The following is a 26,999-nucleotide window of genomic DNA, read 5'->3' on the forward strand; positions in this document are numbered from 1 at the left end:
CTACTTCTTCTCCGGCAGCGGCGGGAACTCCGCCTTCTCCGGCATGGCGGGCGCGGTCCAGCCGCGCTCGGCCGCCAGGGAGGCTCCGCGCAGCGTCTCGGGGGCGGCGGACGGGCCGTCCAGGTCGGCGTCCCTGCCCTCGAAGAAGCCCGCGAGCTGGAGCTCGGCCTGCCGGAAGTCGGTCAGCGGGGCGCCGCGCGTCGGGTGCGGCTTCTCCCCCGCCTGCAGGGACTTCACCATCTCCAGCGCGCCGTCGGGCGTCTGGTTGTCGAAGTACTCGTAGTTGACCTGCACCACCGGGGCGAGGTCGCAGGCCGCGAGGCACTCGGCGTGCTCCAGCGTGATGGAGCCGGGCGCGCCGGGCTCGCCGGAGGTCTCCTCGTGGCCGAGCGGCTTGCCGTCCGCGCCGAGGTGGTCGCGCAGCCTCGCGTAGATGTCGTCGCCGCCGAGCGCCGCGCACAGCGTGTTGGTGCACACGCTCACCAGGTGCTCGCCGCAGGGCTTGCGCTTGTACATCGTGTAGAAGGTCGCGACCGCGCTGACCTCGGCGGCGGTCAGGTCGAGCAGGTCGGCGCAGAAGGCGATGCCCGCCGTGCTGACGTGCCCCTCGACCGACTGCACGAGGTGCAGCATCGGCAGCAGCGCGGACCTGGGCACCGGGTAGCGGGCGATGATCGCCCGCGCCCGGTCGGTGGTCCCCTGGTCGAAGACGACCGCGCCGGGGCCCTGCTCGCCCGCGGTCTCGGGTTCCTGAATCTGGGTCATCGGTCACACCCACCCATCACCGGGTCGAGGGAGGCCACCGCGGCGATCACGTCGGCGACCATGCCGCCCTCGCACATCGCGGGCATCGCCTGGAGGTTCACGAAGCTGGGTTCGCGCACGTGCACGCGCATGGGCCTGGTGCCGCCGTCGGAGACGACGTGGAAGCCCAGCTCGCCGCGCGGCGACTCGACGGGCACGTACACCTGCCCGGCGGGCACGTGGAAGCCCTCGGTCACCAGCTTGAAGTGGTGGATGAGGGACTCCATGGACTGGCCCATGATCTTGCGGACGTGCTCCAGCGAGTTGCCCATGCCGTCGCTGCCGATGGTCAGCTGGGCGGGCCAGGCGACCTTCGCGTCGGCGACCATGACCGGGCCGGGCTCGCGCAGCCGCTCGACCGCCTGTCGGACGATCTTGAGCGACTGGTGGATCTCCTCCAGCCGCAGGCGGTAGCGGGCGAAGCAGTCGGCCTCGTTCGCGGTGGGGACCTCGAACTCGTAGTTCTCGTACCCCGAGTACGGCTCGACCTTGCGCAGGTCCCACGGCAGGCCCGCGGAGCGCAGCGGCGGACCGGTGATGCCGAGCGCCAGGCACGCGTCCACGGGCAGGTAGCCGACGCCCGCGAGGCGGTTGCGCCAGATCGGCTGGCCGGTGAGCAGCTTGTCGTAGTCCGGGAGCCGCGAGTCCATCACGTCGAGGAAGGCGAGGACCTTCTCGGCGGTGTCGGCGGGCAGGTCCTGGGCGAGGCCGCCGGGGCGGATGAACGCGTGGTTCATGCGCAGGCCGGTGAGGTGCTCCAGCAGGTGGAGGACCTCCTCGCGCTCGCGGAAGCCCGCCGTCATGCCGGTGAGGGCGCCGAGCTCCATGCCGCCGGTGGCCAGCGCCACCAGGTGCGAGCTGACCCGGTTGAGCTCCATCAGCAGGACCCTGGCGTCCTGGGCGCGCTGCGGGACCTCGATGCCGAGCAGCTTCTCCACGGCGAGGCAGTAGGCGGCCTCGCTGTGCAGGGGCGCCAGGTAGTCCATGCGCGTCACGAACGTGACGCCCTGGGTCCAGGTGCGGTACTCGGTGTTCTTCTCGATGCCGGTGTGCAGGTAGCCGATGACGCTGCGGGCCTGGGTGACGGTCTCGCCCTCCAGCTCCAGCACCAGCCGCAGCACGCCGTGCGTCGACGGGTGCTGGGGGCCGAGGTTCATGACGATGCGCTCGTCGCCCGCCGCCTCGGCGAGCACCTCGTCCCAGTCGCCGCCGGTCACCGTGTAGACGGTGCCCTCGGTGGTCTCGCGGGAGGCCGCCGCGTCGGGGGACGCCGCGTCGGGGGACACGGCGTCGGGGGACGCGGAGCCGGTGGCGTGACCGGTGGTGGAGTGGTGCTCGGTGGTGGTGGTCGCCCCGGCGTCGTCGGAGGGCGCGCCCTCAGCCGACGTGTCGGTGCCGTGGGTGACGTCGGACAGCCGTTCGCTCATGAGTAGGACCGCCTCTGGTCGGGCGGGGGGATCTCCGCGCCCTTGTACTCGACCGGGATGCCGCCGAGGGGGTAGTCCTTGCGCTGGGGGTGACCGTCCCAGTCGTCCGGCATCAGGATGCGGGTCAGTCCGGGGTGACCGTCGTAGACGATGCCGAACATGTCCCAGGCCTCGCGCTCCTGCCAGTCCGCCGTCGGGTAGACGGCGACCAGGCTGGGCACGTGGGGGTCGTCGACGTCGACGGCGACCTCCAGGCGGACGCGCCTGCGGTAGGTCATCGACGTGAGGTGCACGACGGAGTGCAGGCGCTGCGGGGCCTCGGGGCCGTAGTCCACGCCGGACAGCGAGCTGCACAGCTCGAAGCGCAGCGCCGGGTCGTCGCGCAGGAGGCGGGCGACGTCCACCAGGTGCTCGCGGCGCAGGAAGAAGGTGATCTCCCCGCGGTCGACGGTGATCTGCTGGATCGCGTCGGCGGGCAGGCCCTGCTCGCCCATGGCCGCGAGCAGCTCGTCGACGAGCTCGTCGAACCAGCCGCCGTAGGGGCGCTCGGAGGGGGCGGCCACGTGCGCGGGCAGCTTGAGCCCGCCGAAGCCGGAGGTGTCGCCGCTGCCCGCCACGCCGAACATGCCGGTGCGGTTGCGGCCCGAGACGACGCCGCCGCGCGCGAGGTGCTCCTCGTGCTGGGCCTGCGACATGTCGGCGGAGCTGAGCGCTCCCCCCGAGTCGGGCGCCGGGTTCTTGTCTTCGTCTGCCATGCCGGTCACTTCCTCGCGAACCGCTGGGACGACGGGATGAGCTCCGTCTTGTGGCCGGAGGCGGCCAGCTGCGCGGCGCGTTTGGGCCCGAGGGGCTCGTCCATGATCTTCGCGTGGATCTTGAGGATCGCGTCGATCAGCATCTCGGGGCGGGGAGGGCAGCCGGGCAGGTACATGTCGACCGGGACGATGTGGTCGACGCCCTGCACCACGGCGTAGTTGTTGAACATGCCGCCGGAGGACGCGCACACGCCCATGGCCAGCACCCAGCGCGGCTCGGGCATCTGGTCGTAGATCTGGCGGAGCACCGGCGCCATCTTGTTGGTCACCCGGCCCGCGACGATCATCAGGTCGGCCTGGCGCGGCGAGGCCCTGAAGACCTCCATGCCGAACCGGGCCAGGTCGTAGCGGGGGGCGCCGGTGGTCATCATCTCGATCGCGCAGCACGCCAGGCCGAACGTGGCAGGCCACAGCGAGGACTTCCGGGTCCAGTTGACCAGCTTCTCGACGCTGACCAGCAGGACCCCGTTGGGGAGCTTCTCCTCGAGACCCATCTGAATACCCTTCAGTTCCAGTCGAGCCCACCGCGTCGCCACACGTACGCGTAGGCGAAGCCGAGGGTCCCGACGAACAGGGCGATCTCCACCAGGCCGAACAGGCCGAGCCGGTCCGCGGAGACCGCGAACGGGTAGAGGAACACCATCTCGATGTCGAACAGGATGAACAGCATCGCCGTGAGGTAGTAGGCGATCGGCATGCGACCGCCGCCCACGACGGGCTGGGGGGAGGGTTCGATCCCGCACTCGTAGGCGTCCAGCTTGGCGCGGTTGTAGCGGCGAGGTCCGATGTACGGAGCGATCGTCGCCGAGAACAGCGCGAAGGCCGCGGCGAGTGCGAACATCAATACGAGGGGGAGATAGGGCTGGAGCACTCTCCGACGTCCTTTCCTCGCTGTCGCTGTGCAGGCGGAGCCCTGCTCGGTTGCAGCACCCTAGGTGCGTTCTGCCGAGCCCTGGAAGTTAGGCGTGCCTAACAATCCGCAGGTCGCTTGTGAAAGCCTTCACAAAGTCCGACAGACGGTTGTGAAGTGATTCACATGACCCGGACCCCAGTCTAGAACTCCCCAGAACGGACGAACAGCCACCCCCAGTAACCTTCGTGACCTGCGAAAACACGCACGGTAGGCGAGTGACAGCGGCGCGGGAAGGCCGAGCTGGTTCGTAGAAAAAGGAAACAGCGCCGATCCGGGAATCGGCGCTGCTTCGTTCGGGCGAGTCGGTTAAGCCGTTGGAGCCATCTTCGTCGCCGCCGTGATGATGCGGTCGAAAGCGTCCCCGTCCTTCGGGTCGTATAGCCCAGCGAGCAGCTTCAGCACAAGTTTCATAAGGCCCTTGCGCGGAAGTCCGTACTTGGTCGCGGTGCTCATGATCGTGGGGTTGCCGATGAGCTTGCTGAAGATGTTCCCGAGCCGGTAGTAGCTGCCCAGGGCCTGCTCGATGCGCACCGGGTAGCCGTGCAGCGCGCGCTCCCGGCTGGGGCCGTCGGGCCTGGCCATGGCCTGCACGACGGTCTCCGCGGCGATCTTGGCGGACTCCATGGCGTAGCCGATGCCCTCGCCGTTGAACGGGTTGACCATGCCGCCCGCGTCGCCGACCAGCAGCAGCCCGTTGCTGTAGTGCGGCTTGCGGTTGAGGCCCATGGGCAGGGCGGCGCCGCCGATGCGGCCGGTGGCGTTCTCCTCGCGGAAGCCCCACTCCTCGGGGGTGCCGTCCAGCCAGGACTTGAGCAGCGCGCGGTAGTCCGTGGTGCCGTAGGCCTTCGAGGTGCTCAGGATGCCCAGGCCCACGTTGACCGTGCCGTCGCCCATGCCGAAGATCCAGCCGTAGCCGGGGAGCAGCACGTTGTTCTTGCGGTCCCACAGCTCCAGGTGCGACTCCAGGTAGTCGTCCTTGGTGCGGGGGCTCGCGTAGTAGCGGCGCACGGCGACGCCCATCGGCTTCGCGTCGTCCTTCTGCAGGCCCACCGACAGCGCCAGGCGCGCGGACACGCCGTCGCAGGCCAGGACCAGCGGCGCGCGGTAGGTGACCGGCTCCTTGTCCTTGCCGACCTTGGCCGTCACGCCCACCACCCGGCCGCGCTCGACGACCGCGCCGGTGACGTTGTTGTTCTCCTTGAGCCGCGCCCCCGCCTCGACGGCGGCCTTGGCCAGCATGTCGTCGAAGTCCTGCCGGGGCCGCACCACGCCGTAGGGCGGGAACGAGGCCAGCTCGGGCCAGGCCAGCTCCATGGTGACCCCGCCGCCGACCACGCGCAGGCCCTTGTTGTGCAGCCAGCCCGCCTCCTCGCGGGTGTCGATGCCGAGGTCGATCAGCTGCTTGACGCCGCGCGGGGTCAGCCCGTCCCCGCAGACCTTCTCGCGGGGGAAGCTGCCCTTCTCCAGGAGCAGCACGTCGAGGCCTGCCCGCGCCAGGTAGGTGGCGGCGGTCGAGCCCGCGGGACCCGCGCCGACCACGATCACTTCGGCGTCCTCGTCCGCCCTGCGGCGGCTGGGAGTCGTCATCCCCGCTCCTTGTGCACTTGTTCACAAACCTGTGGTCGGGAGTCTACTGACCCGGAACCGGACGAGACCGGACATGACCGGCGCTCCGGGGGTGGGGGTGGGGGCGTCGGGTGGGGGTGGGGTGGGGGATCACCTGGTGGTTCGCGGTGCGGGTGGGTGAGCGGGGCGGGACGCGGGGAGGGGTGCGGGCTGGGCTGGGTGGGGGTGGCGCGGGCCGGACGAGGTGGTGGGGCGCGGGGAGGTGGCGCGGCGCGGGGCGCGGGCTGAGCCGGGCGGGGCAGCGCGGGCCGGACAAGGTGGTGGGGCGGCGCGGGGAGGTGGCGCGGGGAGGGGCGCGGGTTGAGCCGGGCGGGGCGGCGCGGGCCGCACGAGGTGGTGGCGCGGCGCGGGCAGGCGGCGCGGGAGGGGCCGGGCGGGGCGGCGGGGCGCGGCGCGGGTCGGCGGGTGGCTCGGGGTGGGACGGCAGGCGGCTCGGGGTATCGGCGCGGGTGGGTCCGGGTCGGGCGGGTGGGGGTGGGTGTGCTGGGCAGGGCTTCGGGGGCGCGGTGCGGGGCGACGGGAGGCCGAAGTCGCGGCGCGGAGGGCCGAAGCTCGGATTTCACGGTGGCGCAGGCCACACTTTTGCCCCTGGGACCTCGGTCCAGGGGGTTGTCGGGATCTTGGTCCCGGTTCGGTCGTGGACGGCGGAGTGGCGAGTTTTGCGGCGTGCGTCACTCTCAGCAACGGTTCGGGAGTGGCTCGGCACGTCCGCCGTCCCCCAGCGCCCCCGGCGCCGTCCCCCAGCGCCGCCTGCCGGGGTCGGTCCGCGCGGGTAGCGGCGTACCCCGGTCAGGGCCGCCGCTGCGCTTCGTCGGTTCGGTGGTTCGGTGTCGCCCCGGCCCCGGCCCCGGGACCGGTACCGGTACCGGTCCCGCCGGTCCGGGTGGTGCCGGCGGTCCCGGTGCCGGCGGTCTTGGTTTGGGCGGGGCGCCGGGGTCAGTCGAGGGGCTTGACCGCGCGGTGGAGCGCGACCAGTCCGCCGGTGAGGTTGAACCAGGCGACGTCGTCCCACCCGGCTCGGGCGACGATCTCGCCGAGCGCGCGCTGGTCGGGCCAGGTGGCCATCGACTCGGCGAGGTAGTTGTAGGCCGCCGGGTTGGAGGACACCCGCTTGGCGACCACCGGCAGGACCTTCAGCAGGTGCCGCTTGTAGACCGCGCGGAACGGCCCGAAGGTCGGGCTGGACACCTCGCACACCACGAGCCTGCCGCCGGGGCGCACGACCCGCGCCATCTCCCGCAGCGCCGCCTCGGTGTCCTGGAAGTTCCGCAGGCCGAACGAGACCGTGACCGCGTCGAAGGCGCCGTCGCGGAAGGGCAGGTGCAGCGCGTCGGCGGCGACCTTGGGCACCGCCCGCTTGGCCCCGCCGCGCAGCATCCCGATGGAGAAGTCGGCGGCGACGCACCAGGCGCCCGACTCGGCGTACTCGACCGTGGACACCGCGGTGCCTGCGGCCAGGTCCAGCACCTTCTCACCGGGGCGGGCGTCCAGCACCCGCCTGCTCCACTCCCGCCAGCGCCGGTCGAACCCCAGTGTCATGACGGAGTTGGTGCGGTCGTAACCCTCCGCCACGCCGTCGAACATCTCGGCGACCTCGCGGGGGTTCTTGTCCAGACCTGCGCGCGACATGTGTGAAGACTAAGTGACGCGGCGGGGTGTTCTCACCTCGCACGTCACTCTCGGTGGTGTGAACGGCGTCGGAACAGCGCGTGTCGTGCTTGACGTTCGTCGCCGCTTCACCGGGAGGTCGCGTCGCGGACACCAGGAGCGGTGACACTAGGTCGGCATGACGGTCTTGTCGTCCCGCCCGACCCAGCCCGCCGATCCCGGCCTGGTGTCGCTGGCCCTCGAAGTGGCGGGGCGCCTGGCCAACGACGCCTCGGATGTGATCATGGCGACGGCCGGTCGCGGAGCGCGACCGGACGAGGACGCCTCCCCCTTCGACTGGGTGACGGACACCGATCGGACCCTGGAGCGGCACACCCGGCGGGTGCTGACCGCCGAGTTCCCGGCGATCCCGGTGTTCTGCGAGGACTCGGCGAGCCCGGTGGCGGTGGACGCGGAGTACCGGTGGGTGGTCGACCCGGTGGACGGCGGCGCGAACTACGTGGCCGGGGTGCCGTGGTGCGCGTACAGCCTGGCGCTGGTGGACCGCTGGGGCCCGGTCGTGGGCGTGGTCGCGGACCCGTACCGGGCGCAGATCTACGCGGCGGCGCGGGGGCGCGGGATGCGCGCGAACGGCACGCCGGTGCGGCTGGGCGACAAGCCGCCGAACGCGATCGTGTGCACCGAGATGACGCGGACGGGCCCGTGGCCGGGGATGGGCGAGTTCATCTCGCGCGCGGCGGGGGCGGGGACGGGCGTGCGGGTGCTGGGCTCGAAGGCGCTGGCCGTGGCGCAGGTGGCCCTGGGCCACGCGGCGGCAGCGGTGCTGGACAGCTACCACGAGTGGGACGTGGCGGGGGCGGTGTCCCTGGCCGTCGAGTCGGGCGCGGCGGTCCTCGACCGCCGGGGCGACGACGCGAGGCTGCCGGAGGACGGCCTGCTCGTCGCGGCGCCGGAGGTGGCGGAGGAGGTCCTGGGGTGGTGGCGGTCGTCGATGGCGCGGTGAGCGGGGCCGGCCGGTTCCCGACGACGGCGTCGCGCGACCGGTTGCCGGGTTTCGCACTGCCCGAGGCCCGCTTCACCCCAGCGTCAGGTTCGGCACCTGCTGCTCCAGCATCTCCAGGTGCACCCGCGCCGACGCGAGGTCGGGTTGTTGCACCAGCTTCAGCGCCACCCGCCCGGCCTCGTCCTCGAACGCCGTGAAGTCCTTCACCGCCGCCGCCAGGCGCACGCTCACCGGGTGGTCCTGGGCGGTCGCCTCCAGGGCCCGACCCAGGTCCGCGATGCGGCGGACGTCGTTCAGCTCGGCCGCGAACTGGTGCACGATCCGGTTCAGCCACTCCGCGCCCGCCGAGCGGGGCACGGTCGCCGCCGCCGCGGCCACCCGCTGCACCGACAGCTCGCACCGGCCGACCATCGCGCCCCACCGGTCCATGGAGGCCGCACGCGCCGGCGGCGGGGCCACCGGCGGCGGGGTCATCAGCGGCGGGACCACCGGCGGCGGGGGCTGCGGAAAGCGCTGCGCCCCCGGCGCGGGCCACTGCGGGTGCGGCGGCAGCCGCGTCACGCTGTCGCGGCGGCGGACGGCGCCGATCGACAGGCCGATCACCGCTCCGGGGAGGCCGCCGACCACCCCGGACACGATCAGGGCCGCGATCAGCCCCGACACTCCGGTGATGCCCACGCCCCCGAACAGCAGCAGCATGAGGAGCGTGCCACCGGCCAACCCGCCCAACACCCATCTGCTCACCGGACCGATGGTGCCAGATCAAGCGTCGTAGTCGACCCGGATCGGCCCGGACACCGGCATCGACTGGCAGGTCAGCACGAACCCCGCCGCCACCTCGTGCGGCTCCAGGGCGTAGTTCCGGCGCATCTCCACCTCGCCCGTCACCAGCTTCGCCCGGCACGTCCCGCACACCCCGCCCCGGCACGCGAACGGCAGGTCGCCGCGCACGTGCTGGGCCGCCTCCAGCACCGGCACGTCGCCGGGCAGCTCGACCGGGGTCTCGCGGCCGTCCAGCACGACCACCCCCGGCACGAAGTCCTCCAGCACCCGCTCCGGCCGGTTCGGCGGGGGTGGTGGCTCGGCGACGTGGAACAGCTCGTGGTGCACGCTGCCCTCCGGCGCGCCCAGGCCCTCCAGCACCTTCCGCGCGTCCTTGACCAGCCCGTGCGGCCCGCACAGCCACCACTGGTCGACGTCCCCGGCGGGCACCACGCCGGTCAGCAGCGCCGACAGCCTGGCCGCGTCGAGCCTGCCGCTGAACAGCTCCACGTCCCTCGGCTCCCGCGACAGCACGTGCACCAGCTGGAACCGCCCCCGGTGCCGGTCCTTGAGGTCGGCCAGCTCGTCCGCGAACATCACCGTGTCGCTGCGCCGGTTGCCGTAGACGAGGCTGACCCGCGCCCCGCGCTCCAGCTCGGTCGCCGCGATGGACAGCGCGGGCGTGATGCCCGACCCGGCCACGACCAGGCCGTGGTGCTCGCCCCCGGACGGGGTGAAGCGGCCCTGCGGGGTGCCGACGCTGACCACGTCGCCGACCCGCGCCCGGTCGACCAGCCGCACCGAGAACAGCCCGCCGTCGACCCGCCGCACGCCGATGCGCAGCGGCCTCCCCTCGGCCGCGCAGATCGAGTACGACCGGTGCTCGTCCCCGTCGCGCAGCGCCACGTGCTGCCCGGCCCGGAACGCGTACTCCCCGGCCAGCTCGGGCGGCACGTCGAAGGTGACCGCGACGGCGTCCGCGCACAGCCGCTCGACGGCGGAGACCGCCAGCTCGTGGAAGGGCATCTAGATCTCCTTGACGTGCTCGAAGGGCTCCGCGCAGGCCAGGCAGCGGCGCAGCGCCTTGCACGCGGTCGCGCCGAACCGGGACAGCTCCTCGGTGCGGGCCGACCCGCAGCGCGGGCACGGCACCCGGCCGGGCGGCGGCACGAGGGTCAGCGGCACGGGGCCGACCGGGCGCGGGCCGATCCGGGACGGCGGCGCGATGCCCGCCTCGCGCAGCTTGCGCAGGCCGTCCTCGGTGATCCAGTCGGTGGTCCACGCCGGGTGCAGGCTGGTGCGCACCTCGACGTCGGCGAACCCGGCCGCGGCGAGCCCGCGCCGCAGGTCGGCGCCCATCTCGTCCACGGCGGGGCAGCCCGAGTAGGTGGGGGTGATGGTGACCAGCACCCGCCCGTCGCGCTCCACGACCTCGCGCAGCACCCCCAGGTCGGCCAGGGTCAGCACGGGCAGCTCCGGGTCGAGCACCGCCGAGGCGACCTCCAGCGCGGTCGGACCGGGCTGGCGCGGGCCGCTCACCAGCGCGCCCCCGGCAGCGACCGGTGCACGTGCTGGAGCTCGGCCAGCAGGTACCCCATCACCTCGGTGTGCACCCCGTCCCGCCCGCCGCGCCCGGCCGCCGGCGCGGCGGGCGCCGGTCCGGGCCTGGTCAGCCCGCCCGCCGCGCACACCGCGTCCAGCACCCCGTCCACCTCGGCGCGCAGCTCCCCCGGATCGACCGCGACCCCGGCCAGCCGCAGCTCCACCGGGTGCGCGGTGAACAGCTCCTCCAGGTACGGCCGCACCCGCTCCAGCCCGGCCTGCATCCTGCGGTGCGACTCGTCCGTGCCGTCGCCGAGCCGCACGGCCCACTGCGCCGCGTGGTCCCGGTGGTACGCCAGCTCCTTCACGCCCTTGGCCGCGACCGCCGCGAGCACCGGGTCGGCGCTGCCGCGCAGCCGCTCGAACGCCGCGAGCCGCCACGAGGACAGCACCAGCAGCCGGGCGATCGTGGTGGCGAAGTCGCCGCCCGCGAACGGCCCGCACTCGATCTCCGCCAGGTGCACGTTGCGGAACTCGCGCTCGTCGCGCAGGTAGGCCAGCGCGTCCTCGTCCCGCCCGGCGCCCTCGACCTCGCCCGCCCTGGTCAGCAGCAGCCTGGCCTGCCCGAGCAGGTCGAGCGCGATGTTGGCCAGCGCGACGTCCTCCTCCAGCTCGGGCGCGCGCGAGCACCACTGGGCGAGCCGCTGGGACAGCACGAGGGCGTCGTCGCCCAGCATCAGGCAGTAGGCGGCCAGGTCGCCGCGGTCCACCCCGTCCGGCACGTCCCGCCCGACGCCCGCGAGGGGTTCGGCGAAGCCGGTGCCGAACGCCCAGTGCCCGCCGCCGCCCCACTCGCCGTCGTCCGCGAGGTCGGCGAGCCCGTGCCCGTCACCGGCGCTGCTCTGCTCCACGGCGGGCCTCACAGGTGGGGGACGTCGTCGGGGATGGCGTAGAAGGTCGGGTGCCGGTAGACCTTGTCGCCGCTGGGCGCGAAGAACGGGTCCTTCTCGTCCGGGGACGACGCGGTGATCGCCTCGGCGGGCACCACCCAGATGGACACGCCCTCGTTGCGCCGGGTGTAGAGGTCGCGGGCGTTGCGCACCGCGAGCTCGGCGTCGGGCGCGTGCAGCGAGCCGACGTGGACGTGGTTGAGCCCGCGCTTGCCCCGCACGAACACCTCCCACAGCGGCCAGGACCCGTCGGAGCTCATGCCGCACCCGCCTCTCGGGCCGCGCGCTTGGCGGCGTGAGCGGTGGCCGCGGCCCGCACCCACTCGCCCTCCTCGTGCGCGGCGCGCCGGTGGGCGACCCGCTGGGCGTTGCACGGCCCGTCCCCGCCGACGACCCGGCGGAACTCGTCCCAGTCCGGGGTCCCGAAGTCGTGGCGCCCGCGCTCGGCGTTCCAGCGCAGCTCGGGGTCGGGCAGGGTGACGCCGAGCTTCGCGGCCTGCGGCACGGTCATGTCGACGAACTTCTGCCGCAGCTCGTCGTTGGTGTTGCGCTTGATCCGCCAGGCCACGGACCGCTCGGTGTTGGCGCTCTCCGCGTCGGGCGGGCCGAACATCATCAGCGACGGCCACCACCAGCGGTCCACCGCGTCCTGCACCATCGACCGCTGCGCGTCGGTCCCGGCCATCATCGTGGCGAGCAGCTCGTAGCCCTGCCGCTGGTGGAAGGACTCCTCCTTGCAGACCCGGATCATGGCGCGGGCGTACGGCCCGTACGAGGTCCGGCACAGCGGCACCTGGTTGCAGATGGCGGCGCCGTCCACGAGCCAGCCGATGACGCCCACGTCGGCGAAGGTCAGCGTGGGGTAGTTGAAGATCGAGGAGTACTTCTGCCGCCCGGTGATCAGCCGCTCGGTCAGGTCGGCCCGGTCGGCGCCGAGGGTCTCGGCCGCCGCGTAGAGGTAGAGGCCGTGGCCAGCCTCGTCCTGGACCTTGGCCAGCAGGATCGCCTTGCGGCGCAGCGAGGGCGCGCGGCTGATCCAGTTGCCCTCGGGCTGCATCCCGATGATCTCGGAGTGCGCGTGCTGGGCGATCTGCCGCACGAGCGTGCGCCGGTAGCCGTCGGGCATCCAGTCCCTGGGCTCGACGCGCTGATCGGCGGCGAGGACGCGCTCGAACTCCGCTTCCAGCTCCATGCAGCCGATTGTTACACGAAACACACCACGCGGAGAAGAACTGTCACACGCGACGCCGCAGCCACCAGGCGAGCGGTCCGAGCACCGCCCACACGGCGAGCAGGGACGTGCCGACGGGCAGCAGCGCGAGGGTGAACGTGCGGCCCTCGACGCGCGCCAGCTCGGTGTTGTCGGTGTCGTACTCGATCCACACCACCTGACCCGCCTCCAGGCCGTCCGGGTAGAGCACGCCCTGCGCGGGGCTGTGCACCGCGCCGTCCGGGGTGGCGTAGCGCACGACGGTGCGCTGGAAGGACACCGAGACCACCTCGGCGGCGGCCCGGCCGCGCCTGCTCTCGATCGCGTTGTCGTCGCGCCAGCAGGCGGCCACCAGCAGCACGCCGACCAGCGTCACCAGGCCGCCCAGGACCAGCACCGACCGGCCGAGCAGCTTCCGGACCGCGCGGCGTCGGCCCGAGCGGGGGCGGCCGTCGGGACCGGGGGCGGGAGCGCGGCCGGGAGCACTGCCGGAACCGGTGTCCGGACCGCTGTCGGAGCGGCTGTCGGACCCCAGGTCGGAACCAGGGGCGGAACCGGGGTCGGGGCGGCCCGCTGGACGGTCCTCGGCGCGGTCGTCGGAGAGCACTGCGTCGTCCACCACAACGGAGCAGTCTAGGGCCGCCCTGGCGCGGAAACGCGGAACCGAGTCCATACCCTCGAAGGGTGACCTCCGCTCCCCCGTCCAGGACCCGCACCCGCCTGCGCGTGACCACCACCCCGGTCACCGGCCCCGCCTTCCCCGAGGACCTGCTGTCCAGGCTCCCCGACCCCGGTGGCGCGCTGGCGTGGGTGCGCGAGGGCTCCGGGCTGGTCGGCTGGGGCGAGGCCGCGCGGTTCGAGACCTCGGGCGCGGGCCGGTTCGCCGAGGCCGACCGGCTGTGGCGGGAGTTCACCGCCGAGCTGGACGTCGAGGACGCGGTGGGTGTGCCGGGCACGGGCGCGGTCGCGTTCGCGAGCATGGCGTTCGCGGACGAGCCGGGCAGCTCGGTGCTGGTCGTGCCGCAGGTCGTGCTGGGCCGCAGGGGCGAGCACCGCTGGGTGACCACGATCGGTGAGGTGGACGGCGACCCGCTGGAGCGGGTGGTGCGCCCGGTGCGGCGGCCGTCGACCATCCGCTACTCGGACGGGCGGGTGCCGGTGACCCGCTACCGGGAGGCGGTCGCCGAGGCGGTGCGCCGGATGCGGGCGGGCGAGCTGGCGAAGGTGGTGCTGGCGCACGACCTGCTGGCGGTGGCGGACGTGGACATCGACGAGCGGTTCCTGCTGGGCGGGCTGGCCAGGCGGTACCCGGAGTGCTGGGTGTACGCGGTGGACGGGCTGGTCGGGGCGACCCCGGAGCTGCTGCTGCGGCGCACCGGGGAGGTCGTGGACTCGCGGGTGCTGGCGGGCACGACCTGGCCGGGCAGCGGCACGGACGAGGAGGCGCTGCTCGCGTCGGGCAAGAACCGCGAGGAGCACGAGTACGCGATCGCGTCGCTGACCGAGGCGCTGCGGCCGTTCTGCGCGGCGCTGTCGGTGGACGGGCCGTCGGTGCTGCGGCTGCCGAACGTGTCGCACCTGTCCAGCGACGTGATCGGCACCCTGCGCGACGACCCGTCGCCGCTGCGGCTGGTGGAGGCGCTGCACCCGACGGCGGCGGTGGGCGGCACGCCGAAGGGCGACGCGGTGCGGCTGATCCGGGAGCTGGAGGGCGCGGACCGCGAGCGCTACGCCGGGCCGGTCGGGTGGATCGACGGGAACGGCGACGGCGAGCTGGGGATCGCGCTGCGCGGGGCGCAGGTGTCGGGGCGGACGGCGCGGCTGCGCGCGGGCTGCGGCGTGGTGGCCGACTCGGACCCGGACGCCGAGGTCCACGAGGCGCACGCCAAGACGCTGCCGATGCGCGAGGCCCTGGAAGGGCTGTAGGGCGGGTCGAGGGGGCGCCGGGCGGGAGGCCGCGGGCGCGGAGGTCTGGCGCGGCTCGGCGACGAGCGCCGGGTGGGCGCGGGCAGGCGGGCAGCACGGGTAGGCGTAAGCAGGGCAAGCAGCGCGGGCAGCGCGGGCAGCGCGGGCAGCGCGGGCAGCGCGGGCGGGTGATCAGCGCTGGTCACCCGGCAGGCAGGCCCGGTCGCCCCGCCGGTCGATCCCCGCCGGTCGATCCCCGCCGGTCGGTCCCCGCCGGTCGGTCCCCGCCGGTCGGTCCCCGCTAGCCGATCCCCGCTCAGCCCCAGCCCTGCCCGCCCCACCCCGTGCCGGTGGGCGCGAACGCCTCGTCGGCCTCGCGGCACAGCCACTCGATCATCGCCGCCAGCTCCACCTGCCGCAGCCAGTCCTGCGGGATGGCGGACACGCCGTCGCGCGCCCCGAGCAGGTTTCCGCACACCGACCCGGTCGAGTCGCTGTCGCCGGAGTGGTTGACCGCGAGCAGCAGCGCCTCCCGCATGTCCTTCCCGGCCAGCGCGGCGGCGAGCCCGATCGCGAGCGCCTCCTCGCCGACCCAGCCCGCGCCCAGCTCGCCCTCGATCAGCTCGGGGGTGAGCTTCGCCTTGCCGGTGCCGATCCGGATCGCCCGGTCCAGCGCCTCGGCCTGCTCCTCGTGCCCGCGCCAGCGCACCAGCTCGGCCCGCGCCCGCTGCGCGGCCCGCACCAGGTCCTTCTCGCCGAGCAGCAGCTGCTGCACCAGCACCGCCATCACCCCGCCGGACAGGTAGCCGCTCGGGTGGCCGTGGGTGTGGGCGCCGGTGCGGGCGGCGATCTCGAACACCACCGACGGGTCGTCCGACCACAGCGCGATCGGCGCGGTGCGCATCACCACGCCGCAGCCCTTGGAGTCGTTGAGCGGCCGTTCGAGGCTGCTCGCCCTGCCCCTGCGGGCCGAGCGCAGCGCGGTGAGGCAGGTGTTGCCGGGAGCGCGCAGCGCGTTCATCGCGGGCAGGTCGACCAGCCAGCCGCCCTTGGGCGCCTCCTCGACCAGGCCGTCCGGGCGCATCTCCTTGTCCTGGGTGTGCAGCCAGCGCTGGTACGCCGCCTGGATCGCGAGCACCGGGTTCCCGCCGCCGCGCTTGGCCAGCAGCAGGCCCTCCAGGGTGAACAGGAGCATCTGGGTGTCGTCGGTGATCATCCCCGGCGCGCCGTACAGGTCCTCCATCCCGGTCACGCCCTGGGGACCGTAGATCCCCCTGATCTTGTCCATCGGCTTGAACTCGACGGCGGCGCCCAGCGCGTCGCCCACCGCGCCTGCCAGCACGCACCCCACGATCGGCATCACAGGCAGAAACTAGTCGGTGCGGGCTATCGTGCGCCCCGTGAACAGCTCAACCGACTCGGTGGACCGCTGCTGCGGCAGCACCAGGGACTGGGTGTGCTCGGCGGTCGGCATCATCGAGGCCGACGCCAACCGCAGCGCCGACACCCACCTCCTGCCGTTCCCGCTCCCCCCGTCGTGGGGCATCGACCTGTACCTGAAGGACGAGTCGACGCACCCCACCGGCTCGCTGAAGCACCGGCTGGCCAGGTCGCTGTTCCTGTACGCGATCTGCAACGGCTGGGTGGTCGAGGGCACCCCGGTGATCGAGGCGTCCTCCGGGTCGACGGCGGTGTCCGAGGCGTACTTCGCCCGGATGCTCGGGCTGCCGTTCATCGCGGTCATGCCCCGCTCGACCAGCGCGGAGAAGGTGGCGCTGATCGAGCGCCAGGGCGGGCGCTGCCACTTCGTGGACTCGCCGGGCGCGATCTACGACGAGTCCCGCAGGCTGGCCTCCGAGCTGGGCGGGCACTTCATGGACCAGTTCACGCACGCCGAGCGGGCCACGGACTGGCGGGGCAACAACAACATCGCCGAGTCGGTGTTCCAGCAGATGGCGCTGGAGCGGCACCCCGAGCCGGAGTGGGTGGTGGTCGGCGCGGGCACCGGCGGCACCAGCGCCACCATCGGCCGGTACGTGCACTACCGGCGGCTGCGCACGAAGCTGGCCGTGGTCGACCCGGAGCACTCGGTGTTCTTCGACGCCTGGCGCGACAGCGACCCGACGCTGGTCGGCACGCGCGGCTCGCGGATCGAGGGCATCGGCAGGCCGCGCGTGGAGCCGTCGTTCGTCGGGCAGGTCATCGACCGGATGATCAAGGTGCCGGACGCGGCGTCGATCGCGGTGGCGCGGCACGTCGAGGAGGTGCTGGGGCGGCGGGTCGGCGGGTCGACCGGCACGAACCTGTGGGGCGCGTTCCAGCTGGTCGCGCAGATGCTCGCGGACGGGCGCGAGGGCAGCGTGGTGACGCTGCTGTGCGACGGCGGCGAGCGGTACGCGAACACCTACTACGACGACGAGTGGGTGGCCGAGCAGGGCATGGACCTGGCCCCGCACCTGGAGACCCTGGTGCGCTTCCGGTCCACCGGGACCTGGTCCTGAGACCTGGAACTGATCGTCCGTTCGGCGCGTCGGATGCGGAAGTTGTCCACAGGCGGGAGGGGGACCGGGTGAGCGGGTGGCGGACGCCGGACGTGGTGACGGCGGAGGACGTGTTCGCCAGGTCGATCGCCGACGCGGAGCGGATCGCGCGCGAGGCCGCGAAGGCCCGGCCAGGGCGGGAGCCGTCGGCCGAGGACATCAAGCGGGTCATCGCCTACGCGAAGTCCCCCGAGGCCTCGCCCGAGCTGCGGGCGCTCCAGGACCGGATCGCGCGCGGCGCGCTGAGCTGGCGCGAGGTGCTCAGCGGCGAGGCCGGGGCGGACCGGGGCGTGCGGGCGGCGTTCGAGGTGGAGCGGGAGAAGCTCGCCGAGCTGTGCGTCGGCGAGAAGCGCCCGCCCGCGCCGCCGAAGCGCGCCCCGCGCGACGACGACGACGCGCCCACCTCGTTCACCGAGGACGCCTGGTAGCGGCGGGGACCGGCGGGCCGGGCGCGCGGGCCTCAGCCGAGGACCAGCGCGCCCGCCGTCGCGACCGCCCACAGCAGCATCGCCAGCCCGGTGTCCCGCAGCACCGGGATCAGCGCCTTGCCCTTGTCGCCCTTGAGCACCCGGCGCGCGCCGAGCGCGGCCAGCGGCAGCGACAGGAAGCCGAGCAGGGCCAGCGGCTCGCGCACCCCGTTCGCCGCCGTGATCACGAACGGCACGACGACCAGCGCGAGGTAGAGGTAGCGGGTGTCCCGGTCGCCCAGGGTGGTGGCCATGGTGCGCTTGCCCGCCTGGAGGTCGGTCGGGATGTCCCGCAGCGTGTTGGCGACCATGACCGCGGTGGAGAACGCGCCCATCGCGACCGAGCCGCCGATGCCGATGCCGGTGACCTCCCCCGCCTGCACGTACAGCGTGCCGAGGACGGCGGCGGGCCCGAAGAACAGGAACACGGCCAGCTCGCCCAGCCCGGCGTACCCGTAGGGCTTCTTCCCGCCGGTGTAGAACCAGGCGCCCGCGATGCACACCGCGCCGAACGCGATCAGCCACCAGTGCCCGGACAGCGCCACCAGCGCCAGCCCGGCGAGCGCGCCGACGCCGAGCGCCGCGAACGCCGCGTTCCGCACCGCCTTCGGCTGCGCCGCACCCGATCCGACCAGCCGGAACGGGCCGACCCGGTTGGCGTCGGTCCCCCGGATGCCGTCCGAGTAGTCGTTGGCGAAGTTCACCCCGACCTGGAGCGCCATCGACACGAGCAGCGCCAGCAGGGTCCGCACCGCGTCGAACGCGTCGATGTGGAACGCCGCTCCCGCGCCCACCAGCACGGGGGCGATCGAGTTGGGCAGCGTGCGCGGACGGGTGCCCGAGATCCACTGGGCGAGGGTGGCCATGGCCGCAATCCTCCGACATGGCGGCGGACGGCCCGCTGCCAGGTCCTTCTCAGCAGAGCTTGGCGCCCACGACCCCGGTGACGTAGGCCCTGGCGACGTACTTGCCGGTGGCGATCCGGTACCACAGGTTCGAGGTGCCCTCCGGACCGGTGACGCTCTGCCCCCTGAGCTGGCAGAGCACCCTGACCTGCGCGTAGTCCGCCGCGATGCCGACCTGCGGCGCGGTCGCGGACGCCGCGCCGCGCACGTTGAGCGGGCCGTCGCCGCCCGTGCGCACGTAGCCGGTCAGGCCGGAGGCGGTCCACAGGTAGGAGACCGTGACCCAGTCGTTGTCGGAGAGCTTGAGGCCGTCCCAGAACACCCCGTCGGCCAGGTCGACGCCCGCCGGGTTGAGCACCCTGCGGTCGAACTGGTCCTTGCCGCCGTTGTAGCCGTTCAGGTAGGCGGCCTGGGCCTGCGGGACGCCCTGGGGGAGGTCCTTCCACGACTCGCGGGTGGCGGGCGGGTTCCAGTAGTCGTCCTTGGTGTTCCACGGCCCGACGTCCCACACCGGGGCCCACTCGCAGCGGCCGTTGTCCGCGCACACCTGGACCGTGTACGAGCCGGTGCCCCTGGGCGAGAGGCCGCGCCGCGAGGGGAGGGCGACGAAGTGGTCCCGCTCGGTGATCACGTGCCCGTTGGCGGTGGTGCCCCCGACCAGGCCCTCGCGGGTGGCGAACACCCGGTAGGTCGTGCCGTTCACGACGCCGCGCGCCGCCTCGTCCCGCGCGGCCCTGGCGTCGGTGGCGTCGGCGGCGTCGGGGACCAGGCGGACCGAGCGCACCTCGGGCCCCGCGGCGGCGCTCCCCGCGCCCGCGGCGGCGCTCCCCGCGCCCGCGGCGGCGGTGAGCGCGACCCTGACCTGCGCGGTGCGCGTCCCCGCGGGGAGCGGGCTCCCGGCGGGCAGCCACTCGCCCCACGCGCCGTCCCCGGCGGCGACCCGGACGTCCACCTCGACCGCCGTCCCCTCCGGCGCGGAGCCGTCGACCTCGGCGGCCACCGCCGCCACCGGTCCGGCCAGCTCGCGCGGGGCGAGCAGCAGGTAGCCCTCGCGGGCGCCGGGCGCGAGCCGCAGCACCCCGCCGCCCGCCGCGACGCCCACGTCGTCGCCGTCCACGGCGGTCAGGTCGGCGGTCCACGGCCCCACCGGGGCGGCGAGCGCCTGGGCCGGGGCGGTGAGGGCGGTCAGCAGGGTGGCCGCGACGAGCGGCACGAGGCGAGGCCTGGGCATTCGGGTCCTCCTCGGGGCTCCCGGCGAGCGCTCCGGTTCGCGCGCGCCCGACCCCCTGGAGGGGAACCCCGGCCGCCCGCGGCGGCAACCGGAGATCCCCGTTCACCCGAGGAGATCACCCGATGGAGGCCAGCAGCTTCGCGACCTCGACCCGGTCGACCTTCCCCGGCCCGCGCAGCGGGAGCGCGGGCAGGAACACGACCCGCTTGGGCGCGGACACCCGCCCCGCGCTCTCCCGCACGGCCGCGATGAGCTCGTTCGGGTCGGGCGGCTCGGCGCCGGGCGCGATCACCACGGCCGCCGCGACCACCTGCCCCCACTCCTGGTCGGGCAGCCCGACCACGCACGCCTCCAGCACCCCGGTCTGCGCCGCCAGCACCCGCTCCACCAGCACCGGGGGCACGTTCTCCCCGCCGCTGACGATCACGTCGTCGGCCCGGCCGAGCACCTCCAGCAGGTCGCCGTCGAACCGCCCGAGGTCACCGGTGCGGAACCACTCGCCGAACCGCTCGCCGCCCCGGTAGCCGAGGGCGAGCACCGGCCCGGACAGCTCGACGCGCCCGTCCTCGGCGATCCGCGCCCGGACCCCGTCCAGCGCGGTCCCGTCGTAGACGCAGCCGCCGGAGGTCTCGCTCATGCCGTAGGTGGTGACCACCGCGACGCCGAGGTCGCGCGCCTTCTCCAGCAGCGCGGGCGGGGTGGCGGCGCCGCCGATCAGCACGCCGTCGTAGCGGCGCAGCGCGGACAGCCCCGGCCCGTCGCCTGCGACGAGCCTGGCCAGCTGGGTCGGCACGAGCGAGGTGTAGTGCCTGCCCGGACGGTCGAGCAGGTCGGCGGAGGCCGCGGCGAACCCGGCCGCGCGGAACCCGCTGGCCATGTCCAGGACGACCGGCTCGGTGCCTGCCACGACCGAGCGGACCAGCACCTGCATCCCCGCGATGTGCCCGGTGGGCAGCGCGAGCAGCCAGGCGCCGGGCCCGCCGAGGCGGTCGTGGGTCAGCTCGGCCGACGTGGTGAGCGCCGACGCGGCCAGCAGCACCTCCTTGGCGTCGCCGGTCGACCCGGACGTGGGCACGGCGAGCGCCGCCCCGCGCTCCCAGCCGACCAGTTCGGCGCGGTCGACGCCCAGCGCCACCTCGCCCGCGAGCGCCGCGCGGACCTCGTCCAGCGCCGTCATCTGACCTCCTCGGCCGGTCTCGCCGGTCAGTAGTGGTACGGGTAGTCGGACCAGTCGGGGTCGCGCTTCTCCAGGAACGCGTCGCGGCCCTCGACGGCCTCGTCGGTCATGTACGCGAGCCGCGTGGTCTCCCCCGCGAACAGCTGCTGCCCGACGAGCCCGTCGTCGATCAGGTTGAACGCGTACTTGAGCATCCGCTGGGCGGTCGGCGACTTGCCGTTGACCTCCTTGGCCCACTGCAGCGCGGTGGACTCCAGCTCGGCGTGCGGCACGACCGCGTTGACCGCGCCCATCTCGCGCATCTCGGCGGCGCTGTAGGCCCGGCCGAGGAAGAAGATCTCCCGCGCGAACTTCTGGCCGACCTGCCTGGCCAGGTAGGCGCTGCCGTAGCCGCCGTCGAAGCTGCCGACGTCGGCGTCGGTCTGCTTGAACCGGGCGTGCTCCTCGCTGGCGATCGTCAGGTCGCACACCACGTGCAGGCTGTGCCCGCCGCCCGCCGCCCAGCCGGGCACCACGGCGATCACCACCTTGGGCATGAACCGGATCAGCCGCTGGCACTCCAGGATGTGCAGCCTGCCCGCGCGGGCCGGGTCGACGGTGTCGGCGGTCTCGCCGGAGGCGTACTGGTAGCCGCTGCGGCCCCGGATGCGCTGGTCGCCGCCGGAGCAGAACGCCCAGCCGCCGTCGCGCGCCGACGGCCCGTTGCCGGTGAGCAGCACGCAGCCGACGTCGGAGCTCATCCTGGCGTGGTCGAGCGCGCGGTACAGCTCGTCGACGGTGTGCGGGCGGAAGGCGTTGCGCACCTCGGGCCGGTTGAACGCGATCCGCACGGTGCCCTGGTCGACGGCGCGGTGGTAGGTGATGTCGGTGAAGTCGAACCCCTCCACCGGCTTCCAGCGGGTCGGGTCGAACAGCTCGGAAACAACCTGGTCTGCCACGTGGGCGACTTTATGTGCTCGTCCACCGGGGCGGCGGGCGAGCCCCCGCCGCCCGGCCCGTTGCGCCGATCGCCCGCACGGGGGCTGAGATCCGCGACACGCGCCGGTTCCGCGCCCTGACCGCGCCGGGCCGGGCGGACGCGGTCGCGGGCGGTCGGCCTGGACCGCCCGCGCGGCCCCTGAGCTGCCCTTGCACCTCCGGCGCGGAATCCGGGGACAACCGTCCTGAGCTGCCACGACACCCGCGCGCCTGCCCCGCCCCGAACGCGGCCCGGAGTTCGACCGCTCCCCGGCTGGGCGACAATGACCGGGTGAACCCGTCCACCGCTCAGGCGAGGGTGCTCGTCGACGAACTCGTGCGCAACGGCGTCCGGCACGTCGTGCTGAGCCCCGGATCGCGCAACGCCCCGCTGTCGTTCGCGCTGCACGACGCGGCGGTGGCCGGGCGGCTGGAGCTGCACGTGCGGATCGACGAGCGCAGCGCGGGCTTCCTCGCGCTGGGCCTGGCGCTCGACGGCTCGCCGGTCGCGGTGACCTGCACGTCCGGCACCGCCGTGGCGAACCTGCACCCGGCCGTGCTGGAGGCCGCGCACTCGGGCGTCCCGCTGATCGCGCTGACCGCCGACCGGCCCGTGGAGCTGCACCGGGCGGGTGCGAGCCAGACCGTGCGGCAGGACGGGGCGCTGGGCCTGGAGACGCTGCACCTCCCGGTGGCCGAGCGGCGGGCCGGGCAGAACGCGCTGTGGCGCTCGCTGGTGTGCCGGGCGGTCGCGGCGGCGCGGGACGGCGGGCCGGTGCACCTGAACGTGCCGTTCCGCGAGCCGCTGACGCCCGAGGGCGGCGACTGGGCGGAGCCCCTGGAGGGCCGCCCGTTCGACCAGCCGTGGACCCGGACCGCGCCGCGCTCGGCGACCGCCCCGCACCCGGCCGACCACCTGGGGCCGCGCACGCTGGTGGTCCTGGGCGACGCGGGCGCCGCGGACGTGGAGGCGGTGTGCGACCTCGCGGCCCGCGCGGGCTGGCCGGTGCTCGCCGAGCCGACCGCGCCCGGCCGCACCGTGCAGCACGGGTCGCTGCTGCTCAACGCCGGCCCGCTGGTCGAGCGGCTGCGCCCGGACGCGGTCGTGGTGGTGGGGCGGGCGACGCTGTCCAGGGGCGTGCAGGCGCTGCTGGGGTCGACGCCGGTGGTGCACGTGGTCACGGCCTCGGCGGACTGGCCGGACCCGAAGTTCTCCGCCACGCACGTGTCGGCCTCGCTCGCGCCGGGCGCGCACGAGGTGGACGACGAGTGGCTGACCGCGTGGCGGCACGCCGACAAGGCGGCGGGCGACGCGGTGGCCGCGCTGCTGGCGGACGAGCCGTGGCCGACCGGGATGCACGTGGCGCGCGCGGTCGTGGAGGCGCTGCCGCCGGGGTCCGCGCTGTTCCTGGGCTCGTCGAACCCGGTGCGGGACGTGGACTTCGCCGCGCCGCCGCGCCCGGACGTGGTGGTGCGCGCCAACCGGGGCGTCGCGGGCATCGACGGGAGCGTGTCGACGGCGATCGGGCTGGCCCTGGAGTGCGGGCCGACGACGGCGCTGATGGGCGACCTGACGTTCCTGCACGACTCGAACGGCCTGCTCATCGGCCCGCACGAGCGGCGGCCGGACCTGACCGTGGTGGTGCTCAACGACGACGGCGGCGGCATCTTCGCGCTGCTGGAGCAGGGCGCGCCGGAGCACGCGGACAGCTTCGAGCGGGTCTTCGGCACGCCGCACGGCACCGACCTGGCGGCGCTGTGCGCGGCGCACGGGGTGCCGCACGTGCTCGCCGGGTCGGCCGAGGTGCTGCGGTCGGAGATCACCCGTCCGAACGGGGTCAGGGTCGTGGAGGTCCGGGCCGAGCGGGCCGGTCTGCGCGAACTGCACAAAAAGGTGAAGACCGCGGTGTCAAGCGCGGTCCAGTAGCCGGAAAGCGCGCCGAAAACCTCCGCACGGCGGATTCCCGCCCTCCCCGCGCTCGTTAGCTTCGGCCGCATGTCCCTGACAGTGCCCCTGAGGGGGAAGCTCGTCACCGGCGTCGCGCTCGCGTCGTCGCTGCTGCTGCTCGGCGGGGTCGCGGGCGCCGCGGCGCCGGGCGCCCCCGGCATCGGAGACCCCTACTTCCCGAGAGCCGGGAACGGCGGGTACGACGTGTCGCACTACGACGTCCGGTTGAGGTACGAACCGGGAACCGACCGGCTTTCCGGGACGACGACGGTCCTGGCGCGGACGACCGAGGAGTTATCGGCGTTCAACCTGGACTTCCTGCTGGACGTCACCTCCGTCCGGGTGAACAACCGCGTCGCCGCGCACTCCGGGGCGCCGGACGGCGAGCTGACCGTCACGCCGGGCGGCGTGCTCCCGGCCGGGACCGAGCTGACGATCGTGGTCGCGTACTCGGACGTGCCGTCGCGGCACGCCGTGGACGGCTTCACCGGCTGGAAGCGCACCCCGGACGGGGCGCTCGCGATCGACCAGCCGGACATCGCGCCCTGGTGGTTCCCGAGCAACAACCACCCGAGGGACAAGGCGACGTTCGACGTGTCGGTGGCCGTGCCGGACGGGGTGGAGGTGCTCTCGAACGGGCTGTACCAGGGCACGGTCAAGCAGATCGACGGCTGGACGCGGTGGCGGTGGCGCGAGCTGGAGCCGCAGGCCACCTACCTGGCGTTCGTCGCGATCGGGCAGTTCGAGGTGCGGCACTCGCTCGCGCCGAGCGGGCAGGCGTCGGTGACGGCGTACTCGGAGCGGCTGGGCGCGGACGGCCCGGCGGCGCGGGCGAGCGTGGAGCGCACGCCGGAGGTCGTGGAGTTCCTGGAGGGCAGCTTCGGCCCGTACCCGTTCACCGGCGTGGGCGGGGTCGTCGCGCCGGGCATCGGGTTCGCGCTGGAGAACCAGACCAGGCCGACCTACGACAGCGCGTTCTTCCGGCGCGGGGCGAACACGTACGTGGTGGCGCACGAGATCGCGCACCAGTGGTTCGGGGACTCGGTGTCGGTGCGCGGGTGGCGGGACATCTGGCTGAACGAGGGGTTCGCGAGCTACGCGGAGTTCCTGTGGTCGGAGCACACCGGGGAGGGGACGGCGGCGGAGAACGCGGACCACCTGTACGGGCTGCACCCGGCGGACGACCCGTTCTGGACCGTGCTGCCGGGTGAGCCCGGCGCGGGCGCGATCTTCGACGGGGCGGTGTACGACCGGGGCGCGATGGCGGTGCACGCGGTGCGGACGGCGGTGGGGGACGAGGCGTTCTTCGCGGTGCTGAAGCGGTGGACGGCGCAGGAGCGGTTCGGGGACGCGACGATCGAGGACTTCCAGGCGCTGGCGGAGTCGGTGTCGGGGGTGGACCTGGACGAGGTGCTGCGGGTGTGGCTGTTCACGCCCGCCAAGCCGGCGGCGGGACCGGGGCACTGGGGGTACGCGGCCGACGTGGCGGGGACGGCCGGTTCGGCGGGGGCGGCGCGGGTGGTCGCCGAGCCGAAGTCGCGCCAGAAGATCGCGGAGACGCACGCGCTGCTCTCGCGCGGGGAGTGACCCGGTCGGCGCGGGACGGCTCCGGGGCCGTCCCGCGTCACCGGGCGGCGCGGATCTGGGCGAGCGCGGCCGTGGCGACGTCGATCAGCGACTCCAGCCCGAGCTCGGAGACGGCGAGGAACAGGTCGTGCCCGTCCTCGTGCCCGAGGGTGAACTGGGCCTGGTCGCCCACCACCTCGCAGGCGATCGGGCAGTGGTCGTCGACGACGACGGAGGCGGCGACGAGGACGGTCCCGTTGGGTGCCATGGTTGATCCCCTACACTTCACTTTGCGTGGACATCCGGCTACGGAGAGCGCCGAAATTCCGAATCAGTGGCGCTTGTGGAGCCTAAGAGGAAACTTCCCCTTAGCGCAGTCCCTCGAACGGGTGGCAAGTCACGGAGGGGACGACGATGCACGCTCGGCAGACCGTGGAGCGCAGGCAGCTCGGGCTGTCGCTGAAGCGCTTCCGCGTGGCCAAGGGCGTGTCCCAGGCCGAGCTGGGGCGGGTGATCGGGCAGAGCGACTCGCGGATCAGCAAGGTCGAGGACGGCACCGGGACCCTCAACGCCGACCAGCTCACCGCCGCCCTGGACCACCTGGACGTGCACGGGGACGACCGGAGGACGGTCCTGGAGCTCGGCGCTCGGGCGCGCAAGCGGTTGCGGCGCGGGGCGAACGACCAGCAGCCCTACACCGACACCCTGCCCGGCTCCTTCCAGCGCTTGGCGGACATGGAGGCCGACGCGTCGGCGATCCACTGCTACGAGCCGGGAGTCGTGCCAGGACTCCTGCAGGCGCCGGGCTACATCCGCGCGGTGATGCGGAGCGGCGAGGGCGTTTTCTGGAAGCCGTCGGCGGCCGAGATCGAGAGCCGGTACCTGTTCAGGCGCAACCGGCAGGTGACCACGCTGGAGACGGGCCGGTCGAAGCGGTTGGAATTCGTCTTCACCGAGGACGCGCTGGACGGGCACCAGGTGGACCCGGACGTCATGCGCGAGCAGTTGGACCACTTGTTGCGGGTGGCCGAGCGGCATCCGCGCACCACGATCCAGGTGCTGCGCTCGGCGGACCTGCGAAATCCGATGATCAACGCCGGATTGACCGTTCTCGACTTCGACGGAGCCGCGCCCAGGGTCGGGTTCACCCCGACCTCCTACGGGCCATCCCTCTACTTCGACGGAGAAGGCGACACCGCGATCCTGATGAGGGCCTTCCGGCGAGTTCAGGAATTGGCCCGTGATCATGTGGAGAGCGTCGAGCTGATCCACAAGAAGGTGATGGAGGTCTAGTCGTGCCCACACGTGACACCGGGTGGTTCAAGAGCAGTTACAGCAACGCCGGGGGCGACCAGTGCGTGGAGTGCCGCGCGACGGTCGAGTCGGTCTCAGTGCGGGACTCCAAGAACCCCGAGGGGGGTGCGCTCCGGGTCAGCACGGCGTCCTGGGCGGCGTTCACCGCGCGCTTGAAGCGCTAGCACACCTCGGAGTCCTGCCAGTCCACGTCGTCCGGGCGGCGGCCGGTGTGGAGGAGTCGCCTGATCGCCTCCCGCCACACCGGCAGCGGCAAACTCCTCCCCCGGAGCGCTCGGGGCAGGCACGCCCGTGCGGGCGACCAGGACCCGTTCCCCTTGCTCGATGCC

The 26,999-nt window shown here is 73.8% G+C and carries 28 protein-coding genes; 8 read left to right on the forward strand and 20 right to left on the reverse strand.

Features of this window, described 5'->3' with window-relative positions:
- From nuoE to CNX65_RS32940, 7 genes are all read right to left on the reverse strand, one after another.
- The gene (gene nuoE, locus CNX65_RS32910) at window positions 1-765 is read right to left on the reverse strand and encodes an NADH-quinone oxidoreductase subunit NuoE (RefSeq protein WP_096497189.1); all 765 of its coding nucleotides are present in this window, start codon (window positions 763-765) and stop codon (window positions 1-3) included.
- Complete coding sequence (locus CNX65_RS32915; protein ID WP_096497190.1) at window positions 762-2,231, reverse strand: NADH-quinone oxidoreductase subunit D; 1,470 nt, start codon at window positions 2,229-2,231, stop codon at window positions 762-764. The genes nuoE and CNX65_RS32915 overlap by 4 nt, the downstream gene beginning before the upstream one ends.
- Window positions 2,228-2,986 carry an NADH-quinone oxidoreductase subunit C gene (locus tag CNX65_RS32920; protein ID WP_096498112.1) on the reverse strand — a complete coding sequence of 253 codons (759 nt, stop codon included), beginning with the start codon at window positions 2,984-2,986 and terminating at the stop codon, window positions 2,228-2,230. The genes CNX65_RS32915 and CNX65_RS32920 overlap by 4 nt, the downstream gene beginning before the upstream one ends.
- A gap of 5 nt (window positions 2,987-2,991) precedes the next feature.
- Entirely contained in the window at window positions 2,992-3,540 is a 549-nt protein-coding gene (locus CNX65_RS32925) for a NuoB/complex I 20 kDa subunit family protein (protein ID WP_015805356.1), read from the reverse strand.
- 11 nt (window positions 3,541-3,551) lie between these two features.
- The gene (locus CNX65_RS32930; protein ID WP_096497191.1) at window positions 3,552-3,917 is read right to left on the reverse strand and encodes an NADH-quinone oxidoreductase subunit A; all 366 of its coding nucleotides are present in this window, start codon (window positions 3,915-3,917) and stop codon (window positions 3,552-3,554) included.
- 348 nt (window positions 3,918-4,265) lie between these two features.
- Complete coding sequence (locus CNX65_RS32935) at window positions 4,266-5,546, reverse strand: geranylgeranyl reductase family protein (RefSeq protein WP_096497192.1); 1,281 nt, start codon at window positions 5,544-5,546, stop codon at window positions 4,266-4,268.
- Between the two features lie 975 nt (window positions 5,547-6,521).
- Window positions 6,522-7,214, reverse strand: coding sequence for a demethylmenaquinone methyltransferase (locus tag CNX65_RS32940; protein WP_096497193.1), 693 nt, complete (start codon window positions 7,212-7,214; stop codon window positions 6,522-6,524).
- A gap of 157 nt (window positions 7,215-7,371) precedes the next feature.
- On the opposite strand from CNX65_RS32940, the gene CNX65_RS32945 reads away from it, so the two are divergent.
- Window positions 7,372-8,196 carry an inositol monophosphatase family protein gene (locus tag CNX65_RS32945; protein ID WP_096497194.1) on the forward strand — a complete coding sequence of 275 codons (825 nt, stop codon included), beginning with the start codon at window positions 7,372-7,374 and terminating at the stop codon, window positions 8,194-8,196.
- Window positions 8,197-8,268: 72 nt separating this feature from the next.
- Here CNX65_RS32945 and CNX65_RS32950 read toward each other — a convergent pair whose 3' ends face one another.
- Genes CNX65_RS32950 through CNX65_RS38230 form a run of 7 tightly spaced genes read right to left on the reverse strand, consistent with a single transcriptional unit; the run spans window position 8,269 to window position 13,282 of the window.
- Window positions 8,269-8,940 carry a hypothetical protein gene (locus tag CNX65_RS32950; RefSeq protein WP_157767942.1) on the reverse strand — a complete coding sequence of 224 codons (672 nt, stop codon included), beginning with the start codon at window positions 8,938-8,940 and terminating at the stop codon, window positions 8,269-8,271.
- A gap of 18 nt (window positions 8,941-8,958) precedes the next feature.
- The gene (locus tag CNX65_RS32955; RefSeq protein ID WP_096497196.1) at window positions 8,959-9,984 is read right to left on the reverse strand and encodes a 2Fe-2S iron-sulfur cluster-binding protein; all 1,026 of its coding nucleotides are present in this window, start codon (window positions 9,982-9,984) and stop codon (window positions 8,959-8,961) included.
- Window positions 9,985-10,497, reverse strand: a complete 513-nt coding sequence (gene paaD, locus CNX65_RS32960) for a 1,2-phenylacetyl-CoA epoxidase subunit PaaD (RefSeq protein ID WP_096497197.1) — start codon at window positions 10,495-10,497, stop codon at window positions 9,985-9,987. It abuts the gene before it with no gap.
- The gene (gene paaC / locus CNX65_RS32965) at window positions 10,494-11,411 is read right to left on the reverse strand and encodes a 1,2-phenylacetyl-CoA epoxidase subunit PaaC (RefSeq protein WP_232520090.1); all 918 of its coding nucleotides are present in this window, start codon (window positions 11,409-11,411) and stop codon (window positions 10,494-10,496) included. Before paaC ends, paaD begins: the two co-directional genes overlap by 4 nt.
- Before the next feature lie 8 nt (window positions 11,412-11,419).
- Window positions 11,420-11,710: a 1,2-phenylacetyl-CoA epoxidase subunit PaaB gene (gene paaB / locus CNX65_RS32970; protein ID WP_015805366.1), complete on the reverse strand. Its 291-nt coding sequence runs from the start codon at window positions 11,708-11,710 to the stop codon at window positions 11,420-11,422.
- Window positions 11,707-12,642 (reverse strand): 1,2-phenylacetyl-CoA epoxidase subunit PaaA, encoded by a 936-nt coding sequence (gene paaA / locus CNX65_RS32975; protein ID WP_096497199.1) that lies wholly within the window; start codon window positions 12,640-12,642, stop codon window positions 11,707-11,709. Before paaA ends, paaB begins: the two co-directional genes overlap by 4 nt.
- 43 nt (window positions 12,643-12,685) lie before the next feature.
- A complete protein-coding gene (locus CNX65_RS38230; protein ID WP_309142032.1) occupies window positions 12,686-13,282 on the reverse strand; it encodes a DUF3592 domain-containing protein in 597 nt (198 codons plus the stop codon).
- Window positions 13,283-13,344: 62 nt separating this feature from the next.
- On the opposite strand from CNX65_RS38230, the gene CNX65_RS32985 reads away from it, so the two are divergent.
- Complete coding sequence (locus tag CNX65_RS32985) at window positions 13,345-14,586, forward strand: isochorismate synthase (protein WP_096497201.1); 1,242 nt, start codon at window positions 13,345-13,347, stop codon at window positions 14,584-14,586.
- Window positions 14,587-14,881: 295 nt separating this feature from the next.
- On the opposite strand, the gene CNX65_RS32990 is transcribed toward CNX65_RS32985, so the two are convergent.
- Window positions 14,882-15,925 (reverse strand): ADP-ribosylglycohydrolase family protein, encoded by a 1,044-nt coding sequence (locus tag CNX65_RS32990; protein ID WP_218181777.1) that lies wholly within the window; start codon window positions 15,923-15,925, stop codon window positions 14,882-14,884.
- Window positions 15,926-15,986: 61 nt separating this feature from the next.
- Here CNX65_RS32990 and cds1 point away from each other — a divergent pair, with 61 nt between their 5' ends.
- Together cds1 and CNX65_RS33000 are read left to right on the forward strand one after the other, a co-directional pair.
- The gene (gene cds1, locus CNX65_RS32995; RefSeq protein ID WP_096498113.1) at window positions 15,987-17,066 is read left to right on the forward strand and encodes an L-cysteine desulfhydrase Cds1; all 1,080 of its coding nucleotides are present in this window, start codon (window positions 15,987-15,989) and stop codon (window positions 17,064-17,066) included.
- Window positions 17,067-17,134: 68 nt separating this feature from the next.
- Window positions 17,135-17,533 carry a hypothetical protein gene (locus CNX65_RS33000; RefSeq protein ID WP_096497203.1) on the forward strand — a complete coding sequence of 133 codons (399 nt, stop codon included), beginning with the start codon at window positions 17,135-17,137 and terminating at the stop codon, window positions 17,531-17,533.
- Between the two features lie 32 nt (window positions 17,534-17,565).
- On the opposite strand, the gene CNX65_RS33005 is transcribed toward CNX65_RS33000, so the two are convergent.
- From CNX65_RS33005 to CNX65_RS33020, 4 genes are all read right to left on the reverse strand, one after another.
- On the reverse strand, window positions 17,566-18,438 hold the full coding sequence (locus tag CNX65_RS33005) for a 1,4-dihydroxy-2-naphthoate polyprenyltransferase (RefSeq protein ID WP_096497204.1): 873 nt from the start codon (window positions 18,436-18,438) through the stop codon (window positions 17,566-17,568).
- Window positions 18,439-18,487: 49 nt separating this feature from the next.
- Entirely contained in the window at window positions 18,488-19,708 is a 1,221-nt protein-coding gene (locus tag CNX65_RS33010) for a hypothetical protein (protein ID WP_096497205.1), read from the reverse strand.
- 115 nt (window positions 19,709-19,823) lie between these two features.
- Complete coding sequence (gene menE, locus CNX65_RS33015) at window positions 19,824-20,885, reverse strand: o-succinylbenzoate--CoA ligase (protein ID WP_096497206.1); 1,062 nt, start codon at window positions 20,883-20,885, stop codon at window positions 19,824-19,826.
- A 26-nt stretch (window positions 20,886-20,911) separates the two neighbouring features.
- Entirely contained in the window at window positions 20,912-21,823 is a 912-nt protein-coding gene (locus CNX65_RS33020; protein ID WP_015805376.1) for a 1,4-dihydroxy-2-naphthoyl-CoA synthase, read from the reverse strand.
- A 311-nt stretch (window positions 21,824-22,134) separates the two neighbouring features.
- Between CNX65_RS33020 and menD the strand changes: the two genes are divergently transcribed.
- Window positions 22,135-23,769, forward strand: coding sequence for a 2-succinyl-5-enolpyruvyl-6-hydroxy-3-cyclohexene-1-carboxylic-acid synthase (menD, locus tag CNX65_RS33025; RefSeq protein WP_096497207.1), 1,635 nt, complete (start codon window positions 22,135-22,137; stop codon window positions 23,767-23,769).
- Between the two features lie 69 nt (window positions 23,770-23,838).
- Window positions 23,839-25,377 (forward strand): M1 family metallopeptidase, encoded by a 1,539-nt coding sequence (locus CNX65_RS33030; protein WP_096497208.1) that lies wholly within the window; start codon window positions 23,839-23,841, stop codon window positions 25,375-25,377.
- Between the two features lie 37 nt (window positions 25,378-25,414).
- Here the strand turns inward: CNX65_RS33030 and CNX65_RS33035 are convergent, their stop codons facing one another.
- Window positions 25,415-25,624: a hypothetical protein gene (locus CNX65_RS33035; RefSeq protein ID WP_096497209.1), complete on the reverse strand. Its 210-nt coding sequence runs from the start codon at window positions 25,622-25,624 to the stop codon at window positions 25,415-25,417.
- A gap of 146 nt (window positions 25,625-25,770) precedes the next feature.
- On the opposite strand from CNX65_RS33035, the gene CNX65_RS33040 reads away from it, so the two are divergent.
- On the forward strand, window positions 25,771-26,649 hold the full coding sequence (locus CNX65_RS33040; RefSeq protein WP_096497210.1) for a helix-turn-helix domain-containing protein: 879 nt from the start codon (window positions 25,771-25,773) through the stop codon (window positions 26,647-26,649).
- Between the two features lie 2 nt (window positions 26,650-26,651).
- The gene (locus tag CNX65_RS33045; protein ID WP_096497211.1) at window positions 26,652-26,834 is read left to right on the forward strand and encodes a DUF397 domain-containing protein; all 183 of its coding nucleotides are present in this window, start codon (window positions 26,652-26,654) and stop codon (window positions 26,832-26,834) included.
- Window positions 26,835-26,999: the final 165 nt, after the last annotated feature.

The organism is Actinosynnema pretiosum, from assembly GCF_002354875.1.
GTDB lineage: Bacteria > Actinomycetota > Actinomycetes > Mycobacteriales > Pseudonocardiaceae > Actinosynnema > Actinosynnema auranticum.